Consider the following 23,647-nt stretch of genomic DNA (forward strand, 5'->3'; position numbering starts at 1 on the left):
GAGTGGGCGCGCTCCGGGCCAGGAAGCGACCTTATCTATTCAGCGTAGACCGGGAAGGTGGCGCACAGGTCCGCGACCTGACCACGGACCCGTTCGATCGCGCTGGGGTTGTCCATCTCGTCGAGGATGTCGCAGATCCAGCCGGCCAGCGCGCGGCACTCGCCCTGCTGGAAACCGCGGGTGGTCACCGCCGGGGTGCCGATGCGGATGCCGGAGGTGACGAACGGCGACTGCGGGTCATTGGGCACGGCGTTCTTGTTCACCGTGATATGCGCCGCGCCGAGCGCCGCGTCGGCGGCCTTGCCGGTCAGGCCCTGCTTGATCAGGCTGAGCAGGAACAGGTGGTTGTCGGTGCCGCCGGAGACCACCTCGAAGCCGCGGCCGACGAACACCTCGGCCATCGCCTGGGCGTTGTCGATCACCTGCTGCTGGTAGGCCTTGAAGCCGGGCTCCAGGGCTTCCTTGAAGCACACCGCCTTGGCCGCGATCACGTGCATCAGCGGGCCACCCTGGGCGCCGGGGAACACCGCGGAGTTGAGCTTCTTCTCGATCTCCTCGTTGGACCTGGCCAGGATCAGGCCGCCGCGCGGGCCGCGCAAGGTCTTGTGGGTGGTGGTGGTGACCACGTCGGCGTAGGGCAGCGGGTTGGGGTACAGGCCGGCGGCGACCAGGCCGGCGACGTGGGCCATGTCGACGAACAGCAGCGCGCCGACCTGGTCGGCGATGGCGCGGAAGCGGGCGAAGTCCAGGGTGCGCGAGTAGGCGCTGAAGCCGGCGACGATCATCTTCGGCTGGTGTTCCACGGCCAGGCGCTCGACCTCGGCGTAGTCGATCAGGCCGTTCTCGTCGATGCCGTACTGCACCGCGTTGTACAGCTTGCCGGAGGAGCTGACCTTGGCGCCGTGGGTCAGGTGACCGCCGTGGGCCAGGCTCATGCCCAGGATGGTGTCGCCGGCGTTGAGCAGGGCCAGGTAGACAGCGGCGTTGGCCGAAGAGCCGGAGTGTGGCTGGACGTTGGCGTAGTCGGCGCCGAACAGTTGCTTGGCGCGTTCGATGGCCAGTTGCTCGACCTTGTCGACGTGCTCGCAACCGCCGTAGTAGCGCTTGCCCGGGTAGCCCTCGGCGTACTTGTTGGTCAGCCCGCTGCCCTGGGCCTGCATCACGGCCGGGCTGCAGTAGTTTTCCGAGGCGATCAGCTCGATGTGGTCCTGCTGGCGGCTCTCTTCGGCGGCGATGGCGTGGGCCAGGGCCGGATCGTAGTCGTTGAGGGTTAGGCTCTTGTGGAACATGGGAGAGGTCCTTGGCGAAGGGCGCGACCGTCAACCGGCCGCGCCAGGGTCATGCGAGGGGTTAGCGTTGTACGACAGCGGCGCCGCCGACGCTGGCCTTGTTGGCGAAATGGTCGCGGGTCAGCTTGACCACCACCGGGCTGAGCAGCAGCAGCGAGAGCAGGTTGGGCAGTGCCATCAGGCCGTTGAGGGTGTCGGCCAGCAACCAGGCGAAGTCCAGCTGGGCGATGGCGCCGAACGGCACGGCCAGCACCCAGATGATGCGGAACGGCATGATCGCCTTGGTGCCGACCATGAACTCCCAGCACTTCTCGCCGAAGTAGCTCCAGCCGAGGATGGTGGTGAAGGCGAAGACCACCAGGGCGATGCTCAGCAGGGCGCCGCCGAAGCCGGGCATGGCCGCTTCGAAGGCCGCCGCCGACAGGGCCGCACCGCTCTCGCCGCTGGTCCACACGCCGGAGGCGATGATCGCCAGGCCGGTCATGCTGCAGATGATGATGGTGTCGATGAAGGTCCCGAGCATGCCGATCATCCCCGAGCGCACGGCGCTGTTGGTGGTGCCGGCCGCCTGGGCGATGCCGGCGGTGCCCAGGCCCGCCTCGTTGGAGAAGATGCCGCGGGCCACACCGAAGCGGATCGCCGCCATCACCGCGGCGCCGGCGAAGCCACCGGCGGCGGCGATCGGGCTGAAGGCGTGGGTGAAGATCAGTTCGAAGGCGCCGGGGATGGCGTCGGCGAAGGCCACCAGCACCGCCACGGCGGCGACGATGTAGGCCACGCACATGAACGGCACCAGGGTCGCGGCGACCTTGCCGATGCGCTGGATGCCGCCGAGGATCACCAGGCCGACCAGCACCATGCTGACCAGGCCGGTGGCCCACAGCGGGATGTCGAAGGTGCTTTCCAGGGCGTGGGCCATGCTATTGACCTGGACCATGTTGCCGATGCCGAAGCCGGCCAGGCCGCCGAAGATGGCGAAGGCGGTGCCCAGCCACAGCCACTTCTTGCCCAGGCCGTTCTTGATCGCGTACATCGGCCCGCCGACGTGCTCGCCGCGGTCGTCCTTCTCGCGGTAGTGCACCGCCAGCACCACTTCGCAGTATTTGGTGGCCATGCCGACCAGGGCGGTGCACCACATCCAGAACAGCGCGCCGGGGCCGCCGAGGAAGATGGCGGTGGCCACGCCGGCGATGTTGCCGGTACCGACGGTGGCGGCCAGGCAGGTCATCAGCGCCTGGAACGGGCTGATCTCGCCGCTGGCCGCATCGTCCTTCTTGCGCCCTTGCCACATCAGGGCGAAGCCGGCGCCGATCTTGCTCAGCGGCATCAGCTTCAGGCGCAGCATGAGGAACAGGCCGGTGCCGAGGATCGCCACCAGCATCGGTGGGCCCCAGACCAGGCCGTTGATTTGATTGACCAGATTGGTGATGAATTCCATGTAACGCTCCTTTTCTTGTTGTTAGGGCGCAGGGGTGGCCTGCTTCGAATAAGGGCTGTTAGGCGGTCGTGCCGCGATGGGAATTGCTGTTTTGCGCTAAACGATCCGCCGTGGAGCGGCGAACCGGTTGTGGGTGCGCGCTATGTGCCATGGGTTTGCCGACACAGGGACGCACACCGCGCACCCACAAACTCCTGCCGGCCTCGAGCCGCTCAACGCCGCTCGAGGCCACGGTTGGCTGGCCCGGCGCGCGGCCGGGCCAGGGCTACTGCTTAGGCGTCCTGGTAGGCCTCGATCGACGGGCAGGCGCAGATCAGGTTGCGGTCGCCGAACACGTTGTCGACCCGGCCGACCGGCGGCCAGTACTTGCCGTCGATCAGGGAGGCGAGCGGGTAGACCGCCTGCTCGCGGCTGTAGCCGTGGGTCCACTCGCCGACCAGTTCCAGGGCGGTGTGCGGCGCGTTCTTCAGCGGGTTGTCCTCGGCGTCCAGGTCACCACGCTCGACCGCGCGGATTTCCTCGCGGATGGCGATCATGGCGTCGCAGAAGCGATCCAGTTCTTCCTTGGATTCGCTCTCGGTCGGCTCGATCATCAGCGTGCCGGCCACCGGGAAGGACATGGTCGGGGCGTGGAAGCCGAAGTCGATCAGGCGCTTGGCCACGTCGTCGACGCTGATGCCGCTGGACTCCTTGAGCGGGCGGATGTCGAGGATGCACTCGTGGGCCACCAGGCCGCCTTCGCCGCTGTACAGCACCGGGTAGTGCTCTTCCAGGCGACGGGCGATGTAGTTGGCGTTGAGGATGGCCATCTGCGAGGCGCGCTTGAGGCCTTCGCCGCCCATCATGGTGATGTACATCCAGGTGATCGGCAGGATGCTGGCGCTGCCGAACGGCGCCGCGCTGACCGCGCCTTCCTTGCGCGCCATCTTGTCGTGGCCCGGCAGGAAGGGGATCAGGTGCGACTTGACGCCGATCGGGCCGACGCCCGGGCCGCCGCCGCCGTGGGGGATGCAGAAGGTCTTGTGCAGGTTCAGGTGCGAGACGTCGCCGCCGAACTGGCCCGGGGCGCAGAGGCCGACCATGGCGTTCATGTTGGCGCCGTCGATGTACACCTGGCCGCCGTTGTCGTGAACGATCTGGCAGATCTCGCGGATGCCTTCCTCGAACACGCCGTGGGTCGACGGGTAGGTGATCATCAGCGCGGCCAGGCGGTGCTGGTGCTCCTGGGCCTTGGCGCGCAGGTCGTCGATGTCGACGTTGCCGCGGGCGTCGCAGGCGGTCACCACCACGCGCATGCCGGACATGCTGGCGGTGGCCGGGTTGGTGCCGTGGGCGGACTGCGGGATCAGGCAGATGTCGCGCTGCTCCTCGCCGCGGCTGCGGTGGTAGGCGCGGATCGCCAGCAGGCCGGCGTACTCGCCCTGGGATCCGGCGTTCGGCTGCAGGGACACGCCGTCATAGCCGGTGGCGGCGCACAGCATGGCCTCCAGCTCGTCGGTCAGCTGCTGGTAGCCCTGGCTCTGCTCGGCCGGGGCGAAGGGGTGCAGGTTGCCGAACTCCGGCCAGGTGACCGGGATCATTTCGCTGGCGGCGTTGAGCTTCATGGTGCAGGAGCCCAGCGGGATCATGCTGCGATCCAGGGCCAGGTCCTTGTCGGCCAGCTTGCGCAGGTAGCGCATCAGCTCGGTTTCGCTGTGGTAGCGGTTGAACACTTCGTGCTGCAGGATCGCCGACTGGCGCAGCAGGGCCTGGGGCAGGCGCGCGGCGGTGGCGGCGGCCAGCTCGGCGAAGTCCGGGAGGTTCTGGCCCGGCTCGGCGAAGACTTCCCACAGGCGCTCGACGGCGGCCTGGTCGGTGGTCTCGTCCAGCGACAGGCCGAGGCGCTCGGCGTCGATCTCGCGCAGGTTGATGCCCATCTCGCGGGCCTGCTGGTGCAGCTGTGCGGTGCGCGCGGCGGTGGCCAGGGTCAGGGTATCGAAGAAGCTCTCCTGCTCGGCGGGCAGGCCCAGCTTGGCCAGGCCCGCGGCGAGGATGGCGGTCAGCTGGTGCACGCGCTGGGCGATGGCGGTCAGGCCCTGGGGGCCGTGGTACACCGCGTACATGCTGGCGATGTTGGCCAGCAGCACCTGGGCGGTGCAGATGTTGCTGGTGGCCTTCTCGCGGCGGATGTGCTGCTCGCGGGTCTGCATGGCCAGGCGCAGGGCCGGCTTGCCGAAACGGTCGACCGAGACGCCGACCAGGCGGCCGGGCATGTCGCGCTTGAAGGTGTCGCGGGTGGCGAAGTAGGCGGCATGCGGGCCGCCGAAGCCCAGCGGCACACCGAAGCGCTGGGCGCTGCCGATGGCCACGTCGGCGCCGAACTCGCCCGGGGCGCTGAGCAGGGTCAGGGCCAGCAGGTCGGCGGCCACGGCGACCAGCGCCTTGGCCTCGTGGAAGCGCTCGACCAGTTCGCGGTAGTCGAAGATGTCGCCGTTGCTGGCCGGGTACTGCAGCAGGGCGCCGAAGTAGGCGCTGGCGTCGTCGATGGCGCGCTCGTCACCGACCACCACTTCGATGCCCAGGGGCTCGGCACGGGTGCGCAGCACGTCGAGGGTCTGCGGGTGGCAATGCTGCGAGGCGAAGAAGGCGTTGCTGGCCTTGTTCTTCGACAGGCGCTTGCAGAAGGTCATGGCCTCGGCGGCCGCGGTGGCTTCGTCCAGCAGCGAGGCGTTGGCGATCGGCAGGCCGGTGAGGTCGCTGATCAGGGTCTGGAAGTTCAGCAGCGCTTCCAGGCGGCCCTGGGAGATTTCCGGCTGGTAGGGCGTGTAGGCGGTGTACCAGGCCGGGTTTTCCAGGAGGTTGCGCAGGATCGGGCTCGGCGTGTGGGTGCCGTAGTAGCCCTGACCGATGTAGGTCTTGAACTGCAGGTTCTTGGCGGCGATGGCCTTGATCTTGGCCAGGGCATCGGCCTCGCTCAGGCCCGGGGTCTGGCCGAGCACGCTGGAGCCCTTGATGCTCTCCGGGATGACGCTGGCGATCAGCGCCTCGACGGAATCGAAGCCCAGGGTGGCGAGCATGGCGGCGGTGTCGGCGTCACGCGGGCCGATATGCCGGGCGATGAATTCGTTCTGGGTCGTGAGTTCAGGCATGGCGCGGCCCTCAGGCTTCGTCGTTGGCTTTGAGCAGACGCTGGTAGGCGTCCTGGTCGAGCAGGGCGGCGACAGCGCTGGCATCGGTGGGGCGGAAGCGGAAGAACCAGCCCTTGTTCAGCGGGTCTTCGTTGACCAGCTCCGGGCTGCCTTCCAGCTCGGCGTTGACTTCGACGATCTCACCGTCCAGCGGCATGGCGATGTTGCTGGCGGCCTTGACCGACTCCAGCACGGCCACTTCGTCGCCCTGGGCATAGCCCTGCGCATCCGGCAGCTGCACGAACACCACGTCACCCAGGGCTTCCTGGGCATAGGCGGTGATGCCAACGGTAACCAGGCCATCGGCATCCTGACGCAGCCATTCGTGATCGACGGTAAAACGCAATTCGCTCATGTGAACTCCTCAAGTGGGCGGGTTCGCCCGTTTCTGCTGCGGGCGTGATCGGGCGCTCGTGTCGGGCAGCGAGCTATCTGCTGGTGATCTAAGCAAAGCTGGTGCCAAGTGACATAAATATAATAAAAACAATGACTTACGATTTATGTGTGGGTGGGATACAAGTGCTGGCTGTATCGAATTCGATACAACTGCTGCCGGCGCAGGCCGTGGCGGCGGGAAAAGGCCCGTGATGTCGCGGTTTGGCAGGTATGCGTCGCTTTTGTGTCGCTTTCGTTACGCCGTATTGAAATCGATACGAGTGGGTCTGCCTTGCCCTACGGCTGCCGCTGCGTGGGTGGCGCTCCCGGCGTCACATCAGCCCATCAGGCGTTCCATGAAGTCTGCCAGCCTGGTCGCCAGGGCGCGGCGCCAGGCCGGGCTGCGGGGATTCGCCAGCACCCGGTCCTCGTGGCGGAAGCTGCTGGCGATGGCGTTGTAGCCGAGCCAGCGCCAGGGCTCCGGCTCCCAGGCGCGCAGGCTGGTCAGCGGCCGCCCGGCGAACACCCAGGGTTGTTCGGTCAGGGGGCTGGTGTGGCCGAGCATGAGGTCGGCCAGGGTGCGCCCGGCCAGGTTGCTGGCGCCGACGCCCTCGCCGCCATAGCCGCCGGCCAGGGCGATGCGGCTTTGCCGGTCGAGCAGCATGTGCGGCTGGATGCGCCTGGCCATGCCGAGGTTGCCGCCCCAGGCATGGCTGATCTCGACATTGCGCAGCTGGGGGAACAGCTCGCCGAGCAGCTCGCGGCGCAGGCCGATTTCCCCGTCATCGAGGGTGAAGTCCTGGCGCAGCCGGCCGCCGAAGCGGTAGCCGCCGCGGGCGCCGAATACCAGGCGGTCGTCGGCGCTGCGCTGGCCGTAGGTGACCTGGCGGCTGAACTCGGCGAAGGCCTGGCCGCGGTCCAGGCCGATCTCCTGCCACAGCGCGCGCGGCAGGGGCGCGGTGGCCACCATCAGGCTCTGCACCGGCAGTTGATAGCGGCCCAGAGGCGGCAGTTCGGCGGCATAGCCCTCCACGGCCGGCACTATCCAGTCGGCCCGCAGCTCGCCCTGGGCGGTACGCAGCAGGCCCGGCTGCCAGTGGCTGACCCGGCTCTGCTCGAACAGCCGTACCCCCAGGCGCTCGACCGCCAGGGCCAGGCCACGGACCAGCCTGGCCGGCTGGATGGTGGCGCAGTGCGGGCTGTAGATGGCGCCGAGCGCGCCGTTGAGGCGCAGCTGCCGGTTCAGCTCGGCCGGCGTCAGCCAGCGGTAGTCGGCCTCGCCCAAGCCCAGGCGATGCAGCGCGTCGAGCCAGGCGCGCAGGCGCCCGGCCTGCTCCGGATAGCGCGCCGCGCAGTGCAGCACGCCGCCCTTGCGGTAGTCGCAGGCGATGCCCTCGCGCTGCAGCACCGTCGCCACCTCGTCGGGAATGCCGTGCAGCAGCGCGAAGGCCGCGTGGTGGCGCTCGGTCGGCAGGTCGCCGAGCAGGCGTTCCTCGCCCAGCAGGCCGCCCAGCAGCCAGCCACCGTTGCGCCCCGAGGCGCCGAAGCCGGCGTACTCGGCCTCGAGCAGGGCGATGCGCAGCGTGGGCGCCTGGCGCTTGAGGTAGTAGGCGGTCCAGAGGCCCGTGTAGCCGGCGCCGATGATCGCCACGTCGACTTCCAGGCTGCCGGCCAGCGCCGCACGGGTCGGCGCGGGCGGGTCGGCTTGCTCCATCCACAGGCTGATCGGCGGCCGGGCCGGCATCGCGGAGCTCCTTCTGGTGTGTGGCGCGGCGCGGCGGCGTCAGTGCAGCGCCGGGCTGGCGCTTAGCCGACGCAGGCGCTCGCCGAGCTGCAGGCGCTGGGCCGGCTCGTCGCACAGCAGCAGGGCGCGCTGCAGGTCGAAGCGTTCGGCCTGGGGGCAGTCCAGCTGGTGGTAGAGGTCGGCGCGGGCCAGGTGGTCGGCGACGCTCGGCGGGCCCAGCTGCAGCACCCGCTCGGCATCCTTGAGGGCGGCCAGCGGGTCGTCGTTGAGCTGATGCAGCTGGCGCAGGTTGCGCGACAGGCGCTGCAGCATGGCCCCGGCATCGCAGCTCAGCAGATGCGCGGCCGTCAGTTCGGCGTGGCCACCGAGCTGGCGCAGCAGCAGCTCGCGGCAATCGCGGGTGTACAGGCGCCGCCCGCCGCAGGGGTCGAGCAGGTGGTCGGCACCCGGCACGCGCAACAGAAAGCGTCCGGGGAAGTTCACCCCCTGCAGGGGAATCTCCAGGCGCCTGGCCAGCTCCAGGGCGATCAGCGCCAGCGACAGCGGCTGCCCGCGGCGCTGGCGCAATACCAGGTGCAGCAGGGCGCCACGCGGTTGTGGCGGACTGACATCGTCCTCGTGGAAGTCCAGCTCGTTGAGGCGGCGCAGCAGCGGCTGCGCCAGTTCCCGCGCGGGCAGGTCCGGCAGGCCGTTGGCCACCAGCTGCTGCAAGGAGTGCAGCTCGCGCAGCAGCTGCTGCGGCTGCAGCGCCGGGTCGTGCTCGGCGGCAATCCACAGCGCCGCCTCGAACAGGGCGGGCGGCTCACGGTCCAGGCAGGCAAGGCAGGATTGGCGGGGGCTCATGGTCACCTCGGCGGATCACTGGTTTGTAGCCGGCCAGGACGCTGGCGTCCAGTCTTGTGTCGGCTTGCCCCGGCGCCTGCGAAGGGCCTGCCTATACTGGCGATAACGACGATGCTCGGCGGTAGCGGCAAGCGGATCGAGCGCCGCGCCGTCGCGAGCCCAAGGAGCCACAGCATGTTCGCCATGATGGAAGCCTCGCGACTGGAGGAACTGCACCTCGCCCAGGACCCGGCAACCGGGCTCAAGGCGGTGATCGCCATCCACAGCACCCGCCTGGGTCCGGCCCTCGGCGGTTGCCGCTACCTGTCCTACCCCGACGAGCAGAGCGCCATTCGCGACGCCATCGGCCTGGCCAAGAGCATGAGTTACAAGGCGGCGCTGGCGGGCCTGGAGCAGGGCGGCGGCAAGTCGGTGCTCATCCGCCCGGCCCATGTGGCGAATCGCGGCGCGCTGTTCGAGGCCTTCGGCCGCATGATCGAGAGCCTGGGTGGGCGCTACATCACCGCCGTGGACAGCGGCACCTCCAGCGCCGACATGGACTGCATCGCCCAGCACACCAATCACGTCACCAGCACCACCCGCGGCGGCGACCCCTCGCCGCACACGGCCATGGGCGTGTTCGCCGGGATTCGCGCCACCGCCCTGGCCCGCCTGGGCAGCGACGACCTGACGGGCCTGCGCGTGGCCATCCAGGGCCTCGGTCACGTTGGCTACGCCCTGGCCGAGCAGTTGCACGCAGTCGGCGCCGAGCTGCTGGTCAGCGACCTGGACGCCGGCCGGGTGCAGCTGGCGGTCGAGCAGCTGGGCGCCCAGGCGGTGCCCAGCGAGTCCCTGCTCGCCACACCCTGCGACATCCTCGCGCCCTGCGGCCTGGGCGGCATCCTCGACGCCGAGACGGTTCAGCAGCTGCGCTGTTCGGCGGTGGCGGGGGCGGCGAACACCCAGCTGGCCAGTGCGGAGGTCGCCGACACCCTGCAGGACCGGGGCATCCTCTATGCGCCGGACTACGTGATCAATTCCGGCGGGCTGATCTACGTGGCGCTGCAGCACCGTGGCGCGAGCCTGGCCACCATTACCGCGCACCTGACCAAGATCAGCGAGCGCCTGACGGAAATCTACGCCCACGCCGAGGCCGAGAAACGCTCGCCGGCACGGGTCGCCGACAGCCTGGCCGAGCGCCTGCTGTACGGCCGCTGAGGGGGCGTGCCGAGCGCCTTGCGACAGAGCGGGATGCCCGCCTACCGGCGGCGCCCCGGGTCAGCCCGCCGCCACGAGCGGCGGGTGCCGCTCAACCACCTACCAGGTGCCGAGGAGGTTTTGCATGCCTGAGAGTCTGAAACTGCCCTACACCCGTTACCTCGATCCGCATGGCGGCCTGCTCGGCACGCTGCCGGATTGGGCCGACGACTTCGACCTGCTGATCCGCCTGTACCGGCAGATGGTGCTGACCCGCCTGTTCGACCAGAAGGCCGTGGCCCTACAGCGCACCGGACGCATCGGCACCTACGCGCCGACCGTCGGCCAGGAGGCCATCGGCGTGGCCATCGGCGCGCGGATGCGCCCCGAGGACGTGCTGGTGCCCTACTACCGCGACACCGCGGCGCAGGTCATGCGCGGGGTGAAGATGGAGGAAATCCTCCTCTACTGGGGCGGCGACGAGCGCGGCAGTGCCTACGTCGATCCGGCCGTGGGGCAGGACTTCCCGCTCTGCGTGCCGATCGCCACCCAGGCCCTGCATGCCTGCGGGGTGGCCACGGCGATGAAGATCCGTGGCGAGCACCGGGTGGCGGTGACCACCTGCGGCGATGGTGCCACCAGCAAGGGCGACTTCCTCGAGGCGCTGAACGTCGCCGGCGCCTGGCAGTTGCCGGTGGTGTTCGTGGTCAACAACAACCAGTGGGCCATCTCGGTGCCGCGACGCATCCAGTGCGGCGCCCCGACCCTGGCGCAGAAGGCCATCGGCGCGGGCTTTCACGGCGAGCAGGTGGACGGCAATGACATCCTCGCCGTCTACGACCGCATGGGCAGCGCCCTGGAGCGCGCCCGCCAGGGCAAGGGACCGGTGCTGCTGGAATGCCTCAGCTACCGCCTGGGCGACCACACCACCGCCGACGACGCCAGCCGCTACCGTCCGGCCGCCGAGGTCAAGCAGGCCTGGCAGGAGGAGCCGATCAAGCGCCTGCAGAGCTACCTGGCGGCCCAGGGGGTGTGGGACGAGAAGCGCGAGCAGGAACTGGTTGGCGAGTGCCAGACCCGGGTCCAGCGGGCGGTGGAGGCCTTCGAGGCGGCCGGCGAGCAGCCCGTCGACAGCGTCTTCGACTACGTCTACGCGCAGTGGCCGGCGGCCCTGGCCGAACAGCGCGAGGCGCTCAGGGAGCGGGCCGCGCGCCGCGAGGAGAAGCGCCATGAGTGAGCAGAAGCTGAGCCTGCTGGAGGCGGTCAACCTGGCCCTGCACCGGGCCATGGCCGAGGACGAGAATGTCGTGGTGCTCGGCGAGGACATCGGCGTCAACGGCGGCGTGTTCCGCGCCACCCTCGGCCTGCGCGAGGCCTTCGGCTTCAAGCGGGTGATCGACACGCCGCTGGCCGAGACCATGATCGCCGGCCTGGCGGTCGGCATGGCCGCCCAGGGCCTCAAGCCGGTGATGGAGATCCAGTTCATGGGCTTCATCTACCCGGCCCTGGACCATCTGGTGTCCCACGCCAGCCGCCTGCGCAACCGCACCCGCGGCCGCCTGACCTGCCCCATGGTGCTGCGCACGCCGATGGGCGCCGGCATCCGCGCCCCGGAGCACCACAGCGAAAGCACCGAGGCGATGTTCGCCCAGGTGCCCGGTCTGCGCGTGGTCATCCCCTCGTCGCCAGCGCGGGCCTATGGCCTGCTGCTGGCGGCCATCGACGACCCCGACCCGGTGATCTTCCTCGAGCCGACCCGGTTGTACCGGATGAACCCCCAGGTGCTGGTCGACGACGGCAAGCGCCTGCCGCTCGATAGCTGCTTCACCCTGCGCGAGGGCAGCGACCTGACCCTGGTCAGCTGGGGCGCCAGCGTACACGAGACCCTGCAGGCCGCCAGCCAGCTGGCCGAGCTGGGCATCGCCGCCGAGGTGATCGACGTCGCCTGCGTCAAGCCGCTGGACCTCGACACCCTCGAGGCCTCGGTGCGCAAGACCGGGCGCTGTGTGATCGTCCATGAGGCGCCGAAGAGCTGCGCGGTCGGCGCGGAGATCGCCGCCAGCCTCTACGAGCGGGCGTTGCTCGACCTGCAGGCGCCGATCCAGCGGGTCACCGCGCCGGACATTCCGCCGCCGCTGTACCGCCTGGAGCAACTCTATATCCCGGGCGTCGAGGACATACTCGCCGCCTGCGAGACGGTACTGAACTACGCCTGAGGCGCTGCCGCGCCGATGCGCCCTCGTGCACGGCGCATCCTCCGTAGGGTGCGCCCCGCGCACCGGCAACACTGGCGGTACGACGGAGCGCGCAGCGCACCCTACCCAGGCAAACCGTAGGGTGCGCCGTGCGCACCGGCAGCACCACCGCAGGACGACGGTGCGCAGAGCGCACCCTACTCAGGCAAACCGTAGGGTGCGCCGTGCGCACCGGCAGCACCACCGCGGGACAATGGTGCGCAGAGCGCACCCTACGCGGGCTCAAGGCCAACGAGGAGATGCAACGATGAAATACTTCAAGCTGCCCGACCTGGGCGAAGGCCTGCAGGAAGCCGAGATCGTCGAGTGGCACGTCAAGGCCGGCGACGAGGTGAAGACCGACCAGCTGCTGGTCTCGGTGGAAACCGCCAAGGCCATCGTCGACATCCCCGCGCCCTACGACGGCGTGGTGCACAAGACCTTCGGCACCGAGGGCGACATCCTGCATGTCGGCGAGCCGCTGCTGGCCTACGAGGGCGAGGCCGACTCCGGTACCGTGGTCGGCCGCCTGGAGGGCGGCGGCGAGGCCCAGGCCGACAGCTTCTTCGTCGGCGCCGCGCCCTCGACCCGCGAGCACCTGGCGCCGCGCGCCACCCCGGCGGTGCGCCAGCTGGCGCGCCAGCTGGGCGTCGACCTGGGCAGCCTGAGCGGCACCGGCAGCGACGGCCTGATCACCCGCGCCGACGTCGAGGCCGCCACCCAGACCGCCCGCGACAAGTTCGGCGGCGAGAAGCTGCGCGGCGTGCGGCGCAGCATGGCGATCAACATGGCCCGCTCCCACGCCGAGGTGGTGCCGGTGGTCATAGTCGGCGACGCCGACCTGCATCGCTGGAAGCAGGCCCGCGACCCGCTGGTGCGTCTGGCCCAGGCCATCGCCGCGGCCTGCGCGGTGGAACCGGTGCTCAACAGCTGGTTCGACGGCAAGAACCTGTCGATCAAGCAGCACGAGCAGCTCGACCTGGGCATCGCCGTGGACAGTCCCGAGGGCCTGTTCGTGCCGGTGCTGCGCAACGTCGGCGCGCGCAGTGCCGAGGACCTGCGCGAAGGGGCGACGCGCCTGCGCGCGGACGTCAAGGCGCGCTCCATTCCGCCCCAGGAAATGATGGGCGCGACCCTCACCCTGTCCAACTTCGGCACCCTGTTCGGCCGCTACGCCAACCCCATCGTGGTGCCGCCGCAGGTGGCGATCATCGGCGCCGGCGGCATCCGCGACGAGCCGGTGGCGGTGGACGGCAAGGTGGTGGTGCACCCGATCCTGCCGCTGTCGCTGACCTTCGACCACCGCGCGGTCACCGGCGGCGAGGCGGCGCGCTTCCTCAAGGCGCTGGTGCAGGCCCTCGAGCAGCCGGACGGCTGATCCAGCGTCTGCGCCCCAACCTATAATTTCTCTTGGGAGACTCCTCGCCGGTACCTGCGCCCGGTTACGCAGTCGGCGAACCGCCATGGCAAGCGCGGGCGTCCTTGCCTGGGGCTGCGCGCCGAACGCAGCCGAGGAGGCCAGATGACTCGCTGGAGCTTCGAGGCGGACTACTTCACCGCCTGCAACTGCGACTGGGGCTGCCCGTGCAACTTCAACGCGCGACCCACCGAGGGGCGCTGCATGGGCTGGGGCGCCTGGAGCATCCTCACTGGCCAGTTCGCCGAGCTCAAGCTCGATGGCCTGCGCTTCGCCCTCTATTACAAATTTCCCGGGCTGGTCGAGGAGGGCCAGGGCAGTGCCTGCCTGTACCTCGACAGCCGCGCCGACACCGAGCAGCGCCAGGCCTTGCAGGCCATCGGCAGCGGCCAGGCCGGCGGCGGCATCTTCGAGCTGTTCGGCACGCAACTGGTCAGCCAGTGGTTGCCGACCAAGGTGGCGCCGATCGACTTCGAGTTCGCCGGCGGCCAGGGCCGGGTGCGCATCGAGGGCTTCGCCGAGGCCGAGAGCGAACTGCTCAGCTACCCCGATGGCAGCGTCATCGAACCCTGGGTCGACCTGCCCCACGGCATCGAATACAAACGCGGCCTGATGACCAACGCCAGGCGCTGGTGGTGGCGCGACGAGCAACTGCTGGCGAGCTACGCCAACAAGTACGGCGCCGTGGCGCGGGTCCGGTTCAGCGAGCAGGGCTGCGTCGGTTGAGTGCTTGGCGGATCTGGACGGGTCATCTGGGCCTACTTCAGCCCTTGCCCCGCCTCGCCAGCAGTTCGCTCGCGCCCCGGGGCTTGCGGGTGAACCACAGCACGCGGCTGACGCCGCGGGTGATGGCGACATACGCCAGGCGCAGGCTTTCGTCCTGCATGGCCTGGTCGTAGCTGTTGCGGAAGAACCCCGACTGGGCGTAGAGGGCGTTGCGCAGCGGGTGCTTTTCCGGCGGCACGCAGTCGTCGACGATGACGGCGACCTCGGCCTGCAGTCCCTTGGCGCGGTGGATGGTGTAGGCCTTGACCGGTAGCTTGCGGTCCAGCTGGGCCTGGATGGCCTGCAGGGGCTGGTTGCGCCGGCTCAGCACCAGCACGGCGGTGCGCTCGCGGCCGGGGCGTGCGGCGGCATGCCGGCACTGCGCCTCGATTTCCTTGATCAGCTCCGGCAGGCGCGCCTTGAGGTCGAAGCCCGCTACCAGCCTGACGCCGTGATCGCCCGGCTGCGCGGCCTTGAACGCCTGGCTGCGCTTGGCCTGCTTGAACTCCACCGCCGCCAGCACCGCCTCGCCGTCGCGGATCACTGGCTCGATGGAGCGGTAGTTGGTTTCCAGCATGAGCACGGTGCTGTGCTTCGCGCGGCCGCGGCCGGGGAAATGCCTGTCGAAGTCCATGAACAGTTCGGGCGAGCTGCCGCGCCAGCCGTAGATCGACTGCCAGTCATCGCCGATCGCCATCAGGCTGACCGCCTGTTTCTGGCGCTGCAGGGCGCGGTGCAGGGCCTGCAGCCACTGCACGATCTGCGGCGAGATGTCCTGGAACTCATCGATCAGCAGGTGCTGGAAGGGCGCCAGGGCCTGGGCCGGGACGCCGGGCGCGCCAGTGGCGAGGCTGTCGGTGAGGCGCTGGAAGGCGCCGTTGAAGGTCATCAGGCCCTGGGCCTGCAGGCTGGCCTGGAAGCAGCGCCAGAACGGGATCAGGGCCTCGACGAAGGTGCGCTCGCCGGCGCCGCAGGACAGGCCCGCCGGCTGCAGCCGCTCGATGCGCAGGCCGATGCTTTCGATGAAGCCGGCCTGGGCATGGAAGGCCTCGTACAAGGGCGCCGCGGTGAGCTCGCCAGCCAGCTTGAAGCCGCCCAGGGGCGCCTTGGCGGCCGCCTGGCGCCGGCCTGCGTCGGCGGGCGGCAGCCCCAGCAGGCTGTGCACCCGCTGGCGAAACTGCGCGTCCTGGTCGTAGCAATCCTGATACGCCTGCTTGAGCACGCGCGCCTGGGCCGGGCGCAGCCGCGCACCGGTCAGTGGGTTGTCCGGCTCGCCGCCGGCCTTGTCGTCCAGCTGTTCGAACCAGGCCGGCTGGTCGAGCACTTCCCGGGCCAGGGCGGCCATCGCCGAGTGGAAGGTGCGCACCGTTTGCCGGGCCATGGCGGCGTCGAAGGGGAACTGCCAGAACGCCAGGACCCGCCGCAACTGCTCGCGCAGCTCGGCGCAGGAGGCGTTGGTGAAGGAGATCACCGTCAGCCGGCCGGGCTCGATTCCCAGGTGGCAGAGCATGAACACCACGCGCAGCACCAGGGTGGTGGACTTGCCCGAGCCGGCGCCGGCGAAGATGCGCGTGGCCGGCGCGCGGCAGAGGATCATCGCCCATTGTTCCTCGGAAGGCGGGCTGATCACCCTCGCGGCCACGGCGGCGGCGGCCCGCTCGCGCATCGCCTGTACCTGCTCATCTGCGACCGGCAGCGGGGCCGGGCCGTAGATGCCGGTGCTGGCCTGCTGGGTGGCCTTGCTAGGGCCGGGCGCCTTTTTCCGGGGAGTGCTCGGCTTCCTGGCACTGGCGGCGCCGGGCTTGCTCGAGCGGCGGGCGGGAGGCGGCTCGCCAAGGCCGGCCTCACGCTCGGCGCGCAGGTAGGCGGTGGTGCGTGGGAAATAGCGTGCCAGCGCCCCGGAGAGCAACAGCTTGTAGCGGGCGACGGCAGCCAGCATTCGATGAGGTTCCCTTGGTCATTAGGTATCTCATTGAATGATATGTGTTTTCTGCATGCGCCTGGCAGCTGTCGGGTTGTTTGCGCCGCGCTTGGGTAAGCGCGGCCGCTCCCGGGCGCGCAGCGGCTCCAGTTGGCGGCGAGCTAGAAGTAGCCTTCGATCTTCTTCTCCATCGCGCCTTCCTGATCGTGGTCGATGATCCGCCCCTGGTGCTCCGAGGTGGTGCCGGTGAGTATTTCCTGAATGATCTGCGGCAGCTCGCGGGCCGTGGAAGCCACCGCGCCGGTCAGCGGATAGCGGCCGAGGGAGCGCAAGCGCACCCAGCGCGGCTGGACGCTGGCACGCTGCTGCGCCGTCGGGTGCGGCAGGAATGAATGATGGCGTTCATGGCAGCCTCAGGGGTTGCACAGCTGGCAATCGGCCGGGTCGGCCCAGCCCTGGATTTCGCGGCTTTCGCCATGGCTGCAGGCCGGGCACAGCCAGTGCTCGCGCGTCGCCCTCCGGGTCGGGTAGTCGCAGGCGCGGCAGCGTTGGCCGGCGTCGATGCGGGCCAGGGCGAAGCCCGGTGCCGTGCATTGCGGGCAACGGCAGCTGAGGCGCTCGGCCAGTCGCCCCGCGGCGCTGCGGATCACCCGCTGGCGGCTCGGGTTGAGGTGCGCGCGCATGTCGCTTTCCAGCCAGAGCTCGCCCTGTGCGGCGAGTATCGCAGCGGCCTGCTGCAGGGCGCCGGCCACGCGCAGGCCCTTGCTGAACCAGGGCTCGCCGCTGCGCCCGAGGATCAGTCCGTGCTCGGGGAAACCGATCTGGGTGGCGAACTGCTCCACCTCGTCCAGGCGGGTGACCAGGCGCTGCGCATAATTGGTGTCGCTCGAACCCTGGCTGGCGTAGACCGGGTAGCCGCGCTCGCGGTCCCACCAGCACAGCAGCTCGCTGTCCCAGGGCAGGCAGCCGAGATACGGGTCGCGGCCGAAGCTGCCCTCGCTGCCCAGGCCGAAGCGCGAGCCGGCGCGCTCGGCAGCCATGCGCGCCTTGGCCAGGGCGGTTTCCTGGGCGCTGCCGGGGCGCTCGACTTCGCGGCTGAAGGTGCCGAAGCGGTCGGTGTCGTAGTCGCCGACCGTCAGCACCTGGTAGCCGCAGGCGGCCAGGGGCTCGGCCACCAGCGGCGTCTTGCCGTGGCAGGTCAGGAAGGCCAGTGTCTGCATGGGATGCCCCTCAGCCGTGGACCGCGGCGTAACCGGGTGCGCCGTCGAAGTTGTAGAGGTTCTCGGTCTTGATCGGCTCGAAGCCGGCCATGTACAGGCGGGTTTGCAGTGACAGCAGCTCGCCGAAGTCGAGGGTATCGCCTGAGTCCGCGAGGAAGCGGCAGCGCCAGTGGTCGACGCAGAAGGTCTCGGGGAAGCCCTTGGGCCACACCTTGACCCCGCGGTTGGTGATCACCGACAGCGGCAGGCCGGGGATGCCAAGGGACTTGAGGCGCTGGCCGAGGGCGTCGGCATCCCGGCCCTTGTGCTGCAGGAAGATGTCCACGCCCACCAGCTGTTTGCGCGCGGCCGGGCGCTCGGCCAGCGGTTTCAGGGTGATGCGGCTGTCGTCGGGGTAGTCCACGGCCTTGAGCCGCTCGGGGCGTTGGCCGAGGCGGGCGATGATGGCCTCGGCGAACTCGCGGGTGCCGAGTTTCTGACGGCTGTGCTCGGCATCGAAGATGTCGTAGGTGTGCAGGCCCTCTTCCAGGGTGCGCAGCCAGGCGTTGTGGATGCGCGTGGCCACTTCGCCCTGGCCGATGTGCAGGAGCATGAGGATGGCGCCCTGCAAGAGGCCCGAGGGGTTGGCCAGGTTCTGCCCGGCGCGCCGCGGCGCCGAACCGTGGATGGCCTCGAACATCGCGCACTGCTGGCCGATATTGGCCGAGCCGGCCATGCCGACGCTGCCGGCGATCTGCGCGGCGACATCGGAGAGGATGTCGCCGTAGAGGTTGGGCATGACGATGACGTCGAACAGCTCCGGCGTGTCGGCCAGCTTGGCCGCGCCGATGTCGACGATCCAGCAGTCCTGCTCCAGCTCCGGGTAGTCGCGGCCGATCTCATCGAAGACCTGGTGGAACAGGCCGTCGGTGAGCTTCATGATGTTGTCCTTGACGAAGCAGCTGACCTTGCGCCGGCCGTGCTGGCGGGCGTATTCGAAGGCGTAGCGGACGATGCGTTGGCAGCCTGGGCGCGAGATCAGCTTGAGGCACTGGTAGACCTCGTCGCTCTGGCGGTGCTCGATGCCGGCGTAGAGGTCTTCCTCGTTCTCGCGGACGATCACCAGGTCCATGCTCGGGTGGCGGGTCGCGACGAACGGCGCGTAGGCCACGCAGGGGCGCACGTTGGCGAACAGGCCGAGGGCCTTGCGGGTGGTGACGTTGAGGCTCTTGTAGCCACCGCCCTGGGGAGTGGTGATCGGCGCCTTGAGGAACACCCGGGTGCGCCGCAGCGAGTCCCAGGCCTCGGGGGCGATGCCCGCGCTCTCGCCGCGCAGGTAGACGGCCTCGCCGACCTCGATCACCTCGGGCGCTATCGCCGCGCCGGCGGCCTCGAGGATCTGCAGGGTGGCCTGCATGATTTCCGGGCCGATGCCGTCGCCGTAGGCCACGGTGATGGGCGTCTTGTACATGGGAACCTCGTCGTTTCGGGGGGCGAGGCTATTCTCGGAAGAATTCTTCATTGTTGATAATCGATTTAACTGCAAACAAGCATCGCGGATAAGCAATGGAAAGACTGCGTTTTCACACTCGCCAGACCACCTTCCGTCAGCTGGAGATCTTCCGCGAGGTGGCCGAGCGCCTGAGCGTTACCGAGGCCGCCCATGCGTTGCACCTGGCCCAGTCGTCGGTGTCCAGCCAGTTGGGCAAGCTGCAGCAGGCCCTGGGCCTGAGCCTGTTCGAGCAGATCGGCAAGCGCCTGTACCTGACCGATGCCGGACGCGAGGTGCTGCACAGTACCCGCGAGCTGTTCGATACCCTCGACCGCCTGGAGATGCGCCTCGGTCAGTTGCATGGCCTGACCGCTGGCCAGTTGCGCCTGGGCGTGGTGACCACCGCCAAGTACCTGGTGCCGCGCCTGCTCGGCCCGTTCTGCCAGGCGCACCCGGATGTCGAGGTGCAGTTCAACGTCGCCAACCGCTCCGAAGTGATCCGGCGCCTGCAGGACAACCTCGATGATCTCTACGTGTTCAGCCAGCCGCCCGAGCACCTGGATATCCAGGCCACGCCCCTGGCGGACAACCCGCTGGTGGTGATCGCCCCGGCCCGCCACCCGCTGGCCGAGCGTCGCAACCTGCGCTGGGAGGACCTGGCCGACCAGCGTTTCATCAGCCGCGAGGCCGGCTCAGGTACCCGGCGCGCCATCGAGGAGCATTTCGCCCGCTGCGGCTGGACCCTCAAGCCGCACATGACCATCGAAAGCAACGAAGCGATCAAGGAGTCGGTGGCCGCCGGCCTGGGCATTGCGATCCTGTCACGCCATACCCTGGTGCATACGGCACCGGGCAACCTGGTGGAGTTGGATGTGGAGCAGTTCCCGATCCCCAACCGCTGGTACCTGGTGCGCTGGCGCAGCAAGCCGCCATCGCCGGTGGCGCAGGCGTTCTCCCGCTTCGTCAGTTCGGGCGCTTCATTGCTGTAGGGCGGCGCCGGGTTCCGCCGCCGGATCGATGGATTGGCCGTCGGCGGGCGCTGACTGCGGTTAAAATCGCCGGCCACGCCTTAGTGAATGCGAGTCATGAATCCTGCCGCCCTCGACACCCTGCAGCAACACCTGCTCGACGCCTTGAATCCGCCGCCGGCCGAGGCTCGCCGGCTCTTGCACGGCCGCGGGCGACGCTGGCCGGGCCTGGAGCAGCTCACCGTCGACTGGTTGCAGGGGGTGCTGCTGGTGGCGCTGTTTCGCCAGCCGCAGGCGGACGAGCTGGCCGGGCTGCGGCGGACGTTGCTGGCGCTGGCCGAGTCGGCGGCCTGGCGCGCCAGCCAGGCCCAGGCGATTGTGCTGCAGCACCGCTACCTGCCGGACAGCCCCGGCGAGTGGTTGCTGGGCGAGCCCCGCGAGCATTGGCTGATCAGCGAAGGTGGCCTGCGTTTCCAGTTGGACCTGGGGCGAAAGCAGAACACCGGCCTGTTCCTCGACATGCGTTATGGCCGCAGCTGGGTGCGTGAGCACGCCCGAGGCAGGCGGGTGCTCAACCTGTTCGCCTACACCTGCGGTTTCTCGGTGGCGGCGCTCGCCGGTGGCGCCGAGCATGTGCTGAACCTGGACATGGCCAAGGCCGCGCTAAGCCGGGGGCGGGACAATCACCGGCTCAACCGGCACGACCTCGCCCGGGTCAGCTTCCTCGGCCATGACCTGTTCAAGTCCTGGGGCAAGGTGAGGAAGTCCGGGCCCTACGACCTGCTGATCATCGATCCGCCTTCCTTCCAGAAGGGCAGCTTCGTGCTGACCCAGGACTACCAGAAGGTGCTGCGGCGCCTGCCCGACCTGCTGGCGCCGCAGGCCATGGTGCTGGCCTGCCTCAACGATCCAGCCATCGGCGCGCAGTACCTGATCGAGGCGATGGCCAGCCAGGCGCCGGCGCTGCGCTTCGTCGAGCGCCTGGACAATCCCCCCGAATTCGCCGACGTCGATCCGCAGGGCGGGCTCAAGGCGCTGGTGTTCAGCCTGGCTGCGCCGGCCAGCTGAGCGCCCCGCGGGTCTTTGCCGCTCAGTCGCTCAGCACCTGGTCCAGCGCCTGTTCCAGGGTGTCGACGGTGCGCTGGATGTTGTTCAGCTTGTCCAGGCCGAACAGGCCGATGCGGAAGGTCTGGAAGTCGGCCGGTTCGTCGCATTGCAGGGGCACCCCGGCGGCAGTCTGCAGGCCGTGGGCGGCGAACTTCCTGCCGCTCTTGATGCCCTCGTCGTCGGTGTAGCAGACCACCACGCCGGGCGCCTGGAAGCCCTCGGCGGCCACGCTGCTGAAGCCGCGGGCGGTCAGCAGGGCGCGCACCCGCTCGCCGAGCTGCAGCTGTTCGTCGCGCACCTTGGCGAAGCCGTAGGCCTGGGTCTCCAGCATCACGTCGCGAAAGCGCGCCAGGGCGTCGCAGGGCAGGGTCGCGTGGTAGGCGTGGCCGCCCTGTTCGTAGGCCTGCATGATCTGCAGCCACTTCTTCAGGTCGCAGGCGAAGCTGCTGCTCTGGGTCGCCTCGACCCGTGCCAGGGCCCGTTCGCTGAGCATCACCAGGGCGCAGCAGGGCGAGCCGCTCCAGCCTTTCTGCGGGGCGCTGATCAGCACGTCGATGCCGCAGGCCTGCATGTCGACCCACAGGGTCCCGGAGGCGATGCAGTCGAGCACGAACAGGCCGCCGACCGCATGCACGGCATCGGCCACGGCGCGCAGGTAATCATCCGGCAGGAGCATGCCGGAGGCGGTTTCCACATGGGGGGCGAACACCAGCTGCGGGCGCTCGGCGGCAATGCTCGCCAGCACTTCGTCGAGGGGCGCGGGGGCGAACGCGGCCTGGCGGCCAGGCTCGACCGGGCGGGCCTTGAGCACCGTGCAGGCGGCCGGGATGTGGCCCATCTCGAAGATCTGGCTCCAGCGGTAGCTGAACCAGCCGTTGCGGATGACCAGGCACTGCTGCCCGGTCGCCAGCTGGCGCGCCACCGCCTCCATGCCGAAGGTGCCGCTGCCCGGCACCACCGCCACGCCCTGGGCGTTGTAGACCTGCTTGAGAGTGCGCGAGATGTCGTTCATCACCTGCTGGAACGACTGCGACATGTGGTTGAGCGAGCGGTCGGTGTAGACCACCGAATATTCGATCAGGCCGTCGGGATCGATACTGGGGAAGAGCTTCGACATGGGGGCTTCCTGCGGCAGAGACGTTGGTCTGGTGACCCTGCCGCAGTCCCGGGCAAATGACAAGCTTGTGCCAGTGCCAGCCGCTGCGCCTTACTCGGCGCTGTCGTCCTGGCCCAGCTCGCTCAGGGCGTCGGGCTGGTTCTTGAAGGCCTTGGCGAAGATGTCACGGTTCTTCGCCATGTAGATGCCCAGTTCCTCGCCCTGTTGCTCGTTCAGCGAGGGCACCGCCTTCTGCAGCACCTCGGTGAGCAGCTCGGCCAGTTCGAGCATCTTGTCGTGACGGTCGGCTTCGGCCTTATCCATAAACAAACGCTCCAGATCTCGACTGCTGCGGTACACCACTTCGACGGCCATTCATCACCTCTACGCCTTCACGCTGATAGGGTTGCTAGAAACTGTTTATTTATACAGTGGTGGCGCAGTGTAATGCACTCGCGTCGGCCTGCAAAGCCCATGGCGCGGAAGGCGCCGGCGCCGCGCCTGTGGGCGGACGGCGATTCAGTCGGTGTAGCGCCGGACGATCCGCTCGATCTCCTGCGATTTCTGCAGCTGCCGCAAGGCCGTGTTCAGCTGGCGGACGAAATCCTGTTTGTAGGGGAAACGCCCACCGCTGCGGGCGCTGAAGCCGACGTAGCTGTTCTCCATCGAGATGGTCGGGCCCTCGACTATCAGCGTGGCGTCGCTGTCGGCCAACCGGCCTTCGCGGCGCATCTGCGTCAGTTCGGCGAGGATCGACAGGCGTTCGTTGAAGTAGCAGTCGATACGCCGGTGCAGCAGCTTCTGCAGGTTGGCCCGGTTGCCCGGGGCATCCTCGACGGCGATCAACTCGAGATCCACCGCCCGCCAGAACGCCGGGTCCGCCGACAGGTAGCCCGGGTTGTTGCCGAAGCGCAGGCCCAGGTAGTCGTCCGGCCAGCGCGGTCGCGGCGCCTCGGCAAACACCTCGTGGTGGCAGAACACCACCACCCGCTCCTGCAGGATCGGCACCGAGTAGGGGTTGATCCATGGCCGCTCCTTGGGCCGGTAGTAGGGCGGAACCACCGCCAGCGCCCGACCGGCCTCGATCTCGGTCATCGCCCGGCGCCAGGGCATGGGCTGGAACTCGAGGCGGTAGCCGCGCAGAAGCGGCGCGGCGGCGCGCAGCACGTCGACGTAGATGCCGGCGGCCACGCCCTCGGCCGCGCGATAGGTGAAAGGCGGGTAGTCCTCGTCGACCAGCAGGGTCACCAGCGTATCGGCGCGCGGCGCCATTGGCGCCAGCAGCATCAGCAGGCTCAGGAGCAGCGAGCCGGCTCGCCAGGGCTTGAAGTGGTGCATCGGCGGGTTCCCTCGGTGGTGGCCATTCGGCGGCGATAGGGGCGGGCGGCTCGGCCAGGCATCGCCCCAGCGCGCCTC

The 23,647-nt window shown here is 69.2% G+C and carries 19 protein-coding genes and 1 pseudogene; 7 read left to right on the forward strand and 13 right to left on the reverse strand.

Translation table 11 applies throughout. From position 1 onward, the window contains the following. Positions 1-35 precede the first annotated feature (35 nt). From glyA to ACSX1D_RS03900, 6 genes are all read right to left on the reverse strand, one after another. Positions 36-1,289 (reverse strand): serine hydroxymethyltransferase, encoded by a 1,254-nt coding sequence (gene glyA / locus ACSX1D_RS03875; protein ID WP_439861057.1) that lies wholly within the window; start codon positions 1,287-1,289, stop codon positions 36-38. 61 nt (positions 1,290-1,350) lie between these two features. Further along, positions 1,351-2,727 (reverse strand): alanine/glycine:cation symporter family protein, encoded by a 1,377-nt coding sequence (locus ACSX1D_RS03880; RefSeq protein WP_439861058.1) that lies wholly within the window; start codon positions 2,725-2,727, stop codon positions 1,351-1,353. Positions 2,728-2,999: 272 nt separating this feature from the next. Beyond that, a complete protein-coding gene (gene gcvP / locus ACSX1D_RS03885) occupies positions 3,000-5,855 on the reverse strand; it encodes an aminomethyl-transferring glycine dehydrogenase (RefSeq protein WP_439861059.1) in 2,856 nt (951 codons plus the stop codon). A 10-nt stretch (positions 5,856-5,865) separates the two neighbouring features. Beyond that, entirely contained in the window at positions 5,866-6,249 is a 384-nt protein-coding gene (gcvH, locus tag ACSX1D_RS03890; RefSeq protein ID WP_439861060.1) for a glycine cleavage system protein GcvH, read from the reverse strand. A 357-nt stretch (positions 6,250-6,606) separates the two neighbouring features. After that, positions 6,607-8,013 (reverse strand): NAD(P)/FAD-dependent oxidoreductase, encoded by a 1,407-nt coding sequence (locus ACSX1D_RS03895; RefSeq protein WP_439861061.1) that lies wholly within the window; start codon positions 8,011-8,013, stop codon positions 6,607-6,609. A 39-nt stretch (positions 8,014-8,052) separates the two neighbouring features. Further along, positions 8,053-8,856 carry a SirB1 family protein gene (locus tag ACSX1D_RS03900; protein ID WP_439861062.1) on the reverse strand — a complete coding sequence of 268 codons (804 nt, stop codon included), beginning with the start codon at positions 8,854-8,856 and terminating at the stop codon, positions 8,053-8,055. Between the two features lie 174 nt (positions 8,857-9,030). On the opposite strand from ACSX1D_RS03900, the gene ACSX1D_RS03905 reads away from it, so the two are divergent. From ACSX1D_RS03905 to ACSX1D_RS03925, 5 genes are all read left to right on the forward strand, one after another. Next, positions 9,031-10,053, forward strand: a complete 1,023-nt coding sequence (locus tag ACSX1D_RS03905; protein ID WP_439861063.1) for a Glu/Leu/Phe/Val dehydrogenase dimerization domain-containing protein — start codon at positions 9,031-9,033, stop codon at positions 10,051-10,053. Positions 10,054-10,177: 124 nt separating this feature from the next. Continuing rightward, positions 10,178-11,269: a pyruvate dehydrogenase (acetyl-transferring) E1 component subunit alpha gene (gene pdhA, locus ACSX1D_RS03910; protein WP_439861064.1), complete on the forward strand. Its 1,092-nt coding sequence runs from the start codon at positions 10,178-10,180 to the stop codon at positions 11,267-11,269. Then, a complete protein-coding gene (locus tag ACSX1D_RS03915; protein ID WP_439861065.1) occupies positions 11,262-12,248 on the forward strand; it encodes an alpha-ketoacid dehydrogenase subunit beta in 987 nt (328 codons plus the stop codon). Before pdhA ends, ACSX1D_RS03915 begins: the two co-directional genes overlap by 8 nt. 286 nt (positions 12,249-12,534) lie before the next feature. Next, a complete protein-coding gene (locus ACSX1D_RS03920) occupies positions 12,535-13,644 on the forward strand; it encodes a dihydrolipoamide acetyltransferase family protein (protein ID WP_439861066.1) in 1,110 nt (369 codons plus the stop codon). A 144-nt stretch (positions 13,645-13,788) separates the two neighbouring features. Next, positions 13,789-14,409, forward strand: coding sequence for a DUF1326 domain-containing protein (locus tag ACSX1D_RS03925; protein WP_439861067.1), 621 nt, complete (start codon positions 13,789-13,791; stop codon positions 14,407-14,409). A 37-nt stretch (positions 14,410-14,446) separates the two neighbouring features. On the opposite strand, the gene ACSX1D_RS03930 is transcribed toward ACSX1D_RS03925, so the two are convergent. From ACSX1D_RS03930 to ACSX1D_RS03945, 4 genes and pseudogenes are all read right to left on the reverse strand, one after another. Next, on the reverse strand, positions 14,447-16,387 hold the full coding sequence (locus ACSX1D_RS03930) for a UvrD-helicase domain-containing protein (protein ID WP_439861068.1): 1,941 nt from the start codon (positions 16,385-16,387) through the stop codon (positions 14,447-14,449). A 143-nt stretch (positions 16,388-16,530) separates the two neighbouring features. Next, positions 16,531-16,755: pseudogene (locus ACSX1D_RS03935) on the reverse strand (sulfate adenylyltransferase subunit CysD); the annotation flags it as partial. 27 nt (positions 16,756-16,782) lie between these two features. Continuing rightward, a complete protein-coding gene (locus ACSX1D_RS03940) occupies positions 16,783-17,589 on the reverse strand; it encodes a DUF6671 family protein (protein ID WP_439861069.1) in 807 nt (268 codons plus the stop codon). Positions 17,590-17,599: 10 nt separating this feature from the next. Then, a complete protein-coding gene (locus ACSX1D_RS03945) occupies positions 17,600-19,039 on the reverse strand; it encodes an NADP-dependent isocitrate dehydrogenase (RefSeq protein WP_439861070.1) in 1,440 nt (479 codons plus the stop codon). A gap of 95 nt (positions 19,040-19,134) precedes the next feature. On the opposite strand from ACSX1D_RS03945, the gene ACSX1D_RS03950 reads away from it, so the two are divergent. Further along, a complete protein-coding gene (locus tag ACSX1D_RS03950; RefSeq protein ID WP_439861071.1) occupies positions 19,135-20,049 on the forward strand; it encodes a LysR family transcriptional regulator in 915 nt (304 codons plus the stop codon). 96 nt (positions 20,050-20,145) lie between these two features. Further along, positions 20,146-21,096 (forward strand): class I SAM-dependent methyltransferase, encoded by a 951-nt coding sequence (locus ACSX1D_RS03955; RefSeq protein WP_439861072.1) that lies wholly within the window; start codon positions 20,146-20,148, stop codon positions 21,094-21,096. Positions 21,097-21,118: 22 nt separating this feature from the next. Here the strand turns inward: ACSX1D_RS03955 and ACSX1D_RS03960 are convergent, their stop codons facing one another. The 3 genes from ACSX1D_RS03960 to ACSX1D_RS03970 form a co-directional block, all read right to left on the reverse strand. Further along, entirely contained in the window at positions 21,119-22,252 is a 1,134-nt protein-coding gene (locus tag ACSX1D_RS03960; protein ID WP_439861073.1) for an aminotransferase class V-fold PLP-dependent enzyme, read from the reverse strand. A 90-nt stretch (positions 22,253-22,342) separates the two neighbouring features. Then, positions 22,343-22,606, reverse strand: a complete 264-nt coding sequence (locus tag ACSX1D_RS03965; protein WP_208708557.1) for a YebG family protein — start codon at positions 22,604-22,606, stop codon at positions 22,343-22,345. A gap of 144 nt (positions 22,607-22,750) precedes the next feature. Continuing rightward, the gene (locus tag ACSX1D_RS03970) at positions 22,751-23,569 is read right to left on the reverse strand and encodes a substrate-binding periplasmic protein (protein WP_439861074.1); all 819 of its coding nucleotides are present in this window, start codon (positions 23,567-23,569) and stop codon (positions 22,751-22,753) included. Between the last annotated feature and the right edge of the window lie 78 nt (positions 23,570-23,647).

The sequence above is a fragment of the Pseudomonas sp. MBLB4136 genome, from assembly GCF_051904765.1.
In the GTDB taxonomy this organism is placed as follows: Bacteria; Pseudomonadota; Gammaproteobacteria; order Pseudomonadales; family Pseudomonadaceae; genus Aquipseudomonas.

Bases quoted from the DNA above. Each gene is read 5' to 3' on its own strand.
- ACSX1D_RS03965 (WP_208708557.1), bottom strand. From the start codon at position 22,606: ATGGCCGTCGAAGTGGTGTACCGCAGCAGTCGAGATCTGGAGCGTTTG.
- ACSX1D_RS03960 (WP_439861073.1), bottom strand. From the start codon at position 22,252: ATGTCGAAGCTCTTCCCCAGTATCGATCCCGACGGCCTGATCGAATAT.
- ACSX1D_RS03950 (WP_439861071.1), top strand. From the start codon at position 19,135: ATGGAAAGACTGCGTTTTCACACTCGCCAGACCACCTTCCGTCAGCTG.
- ACSX1D_RS03905 (WP_439861063.1), top strand. From the start codon at position 9,031: ATGTTCGCCATGATGGAAGCCTCGCGACTGGAGGAACTGCACCTCGCC.
- glyA (WP_439861057.1), bottom strand. From the start codon at position 1,289: ATGTTCCACAAGAGCCTAACCCTCAACGACTACGATCCGGCCCTGGCC.
- ACSX1D_RS03880 (WP_439861058.1), bottom strand. From the start codon at position 2,727: ATGGAATTCATCACCAATCTGGTCAATCAAATCAACGGCCTGGTCTGG.
- ACSX1D_RS03970 (WP_439861074.1), bottom strand. From the start codon at position 23,569: ATGCACCACTTCAAGCCCTGGCGAGCCGGCTCGCTGCTCCTGAGCCTG.
- gcvP (WP_439861059.1), bottom strand. From the start codon at position 5,855: ATGCCTGAACTCACGACCCAGAACGAATTCATCGCCCGGCATATCGGC.
- ACSX1D_RS03895 (WP_439861061.1), bottom strand. From the start codon at position 8,013: ATGCCGGCCCGGCCGCCGATCAGCCTGTGGATGGAGCAAGCCGACCCG.
- ACSX1D_RS03945 (WP_439861070.1), bottom strand. From the start codon at position 19,039: ATGTACAAGACGCCCATCACCGTGGCCTACGGCGACGGCATCGGCCCG.
- pdhA (WP_439861064.1), top strand. From the start codon at position 10,178: ATGCCTGAGAGTCTGAAACTGCCCTACACCCGTTACCTCGATCCGCAT.
- ACSX1D_RS03900 (WP_439861062.1), bottom strand. From the start codon at position 8,856: ATGAGCCCCCGCCAATCCTGCCTTGCCTGCCTGGACCGTGAGCCGCCC.
- ACSX1D_RS03915 (WP_439861065.1), top strand. From the start codon at position 11,262: ATGAGTGAGCAGAAGCTGAGCCTGCTGGAGGCGGTCAACCTGGCCCTG.
- ACSX1D_RS03925 (WP_439861067.1), top strand. From the start codon at position 13,789: ATGACTCGCTGGAGCTTCGAGGCGGACTACTTCACCGCCTGCAACTGC.
- ACSX1D_RS03920 (WP_439861066.1), top strand. From the start codon at position 12,535: ATGAAATACTTCAAGCTGCCCGACCTGGGCGAAGGCCTGCAGGAAGCC.
- gcvH (WP_439861060.1), bottom strand. From the start codon at position 6,249: ATGAGCGAATTGCGTTTTACCGTCGATCACGAATGGCTGCGTCAGGAT.
- ACSX1D_RS03940 (WP_439861069.1), bottom strand. From the start codon at position 17,589: ATGCAGACACTGGCCTTCCTGACCTGCCACGGCAAGACGCCGCTGGTG.
- ACSX1D_RS03930 (WP_439861068.1), bottom strand. From the start codon at position 16,387: ATGCTGGCTGCCGTCGCCCGCTACAAGCTGTTGCTCTCCGGGGCGCTG.
- ACSX1D_RS03955 (WP_439861072.1), top strand. From the start codon at position 20,146: ATGAATCCTGCCGCCCTCGACACCCTGCAGCAACACCTGCTCGACGCC.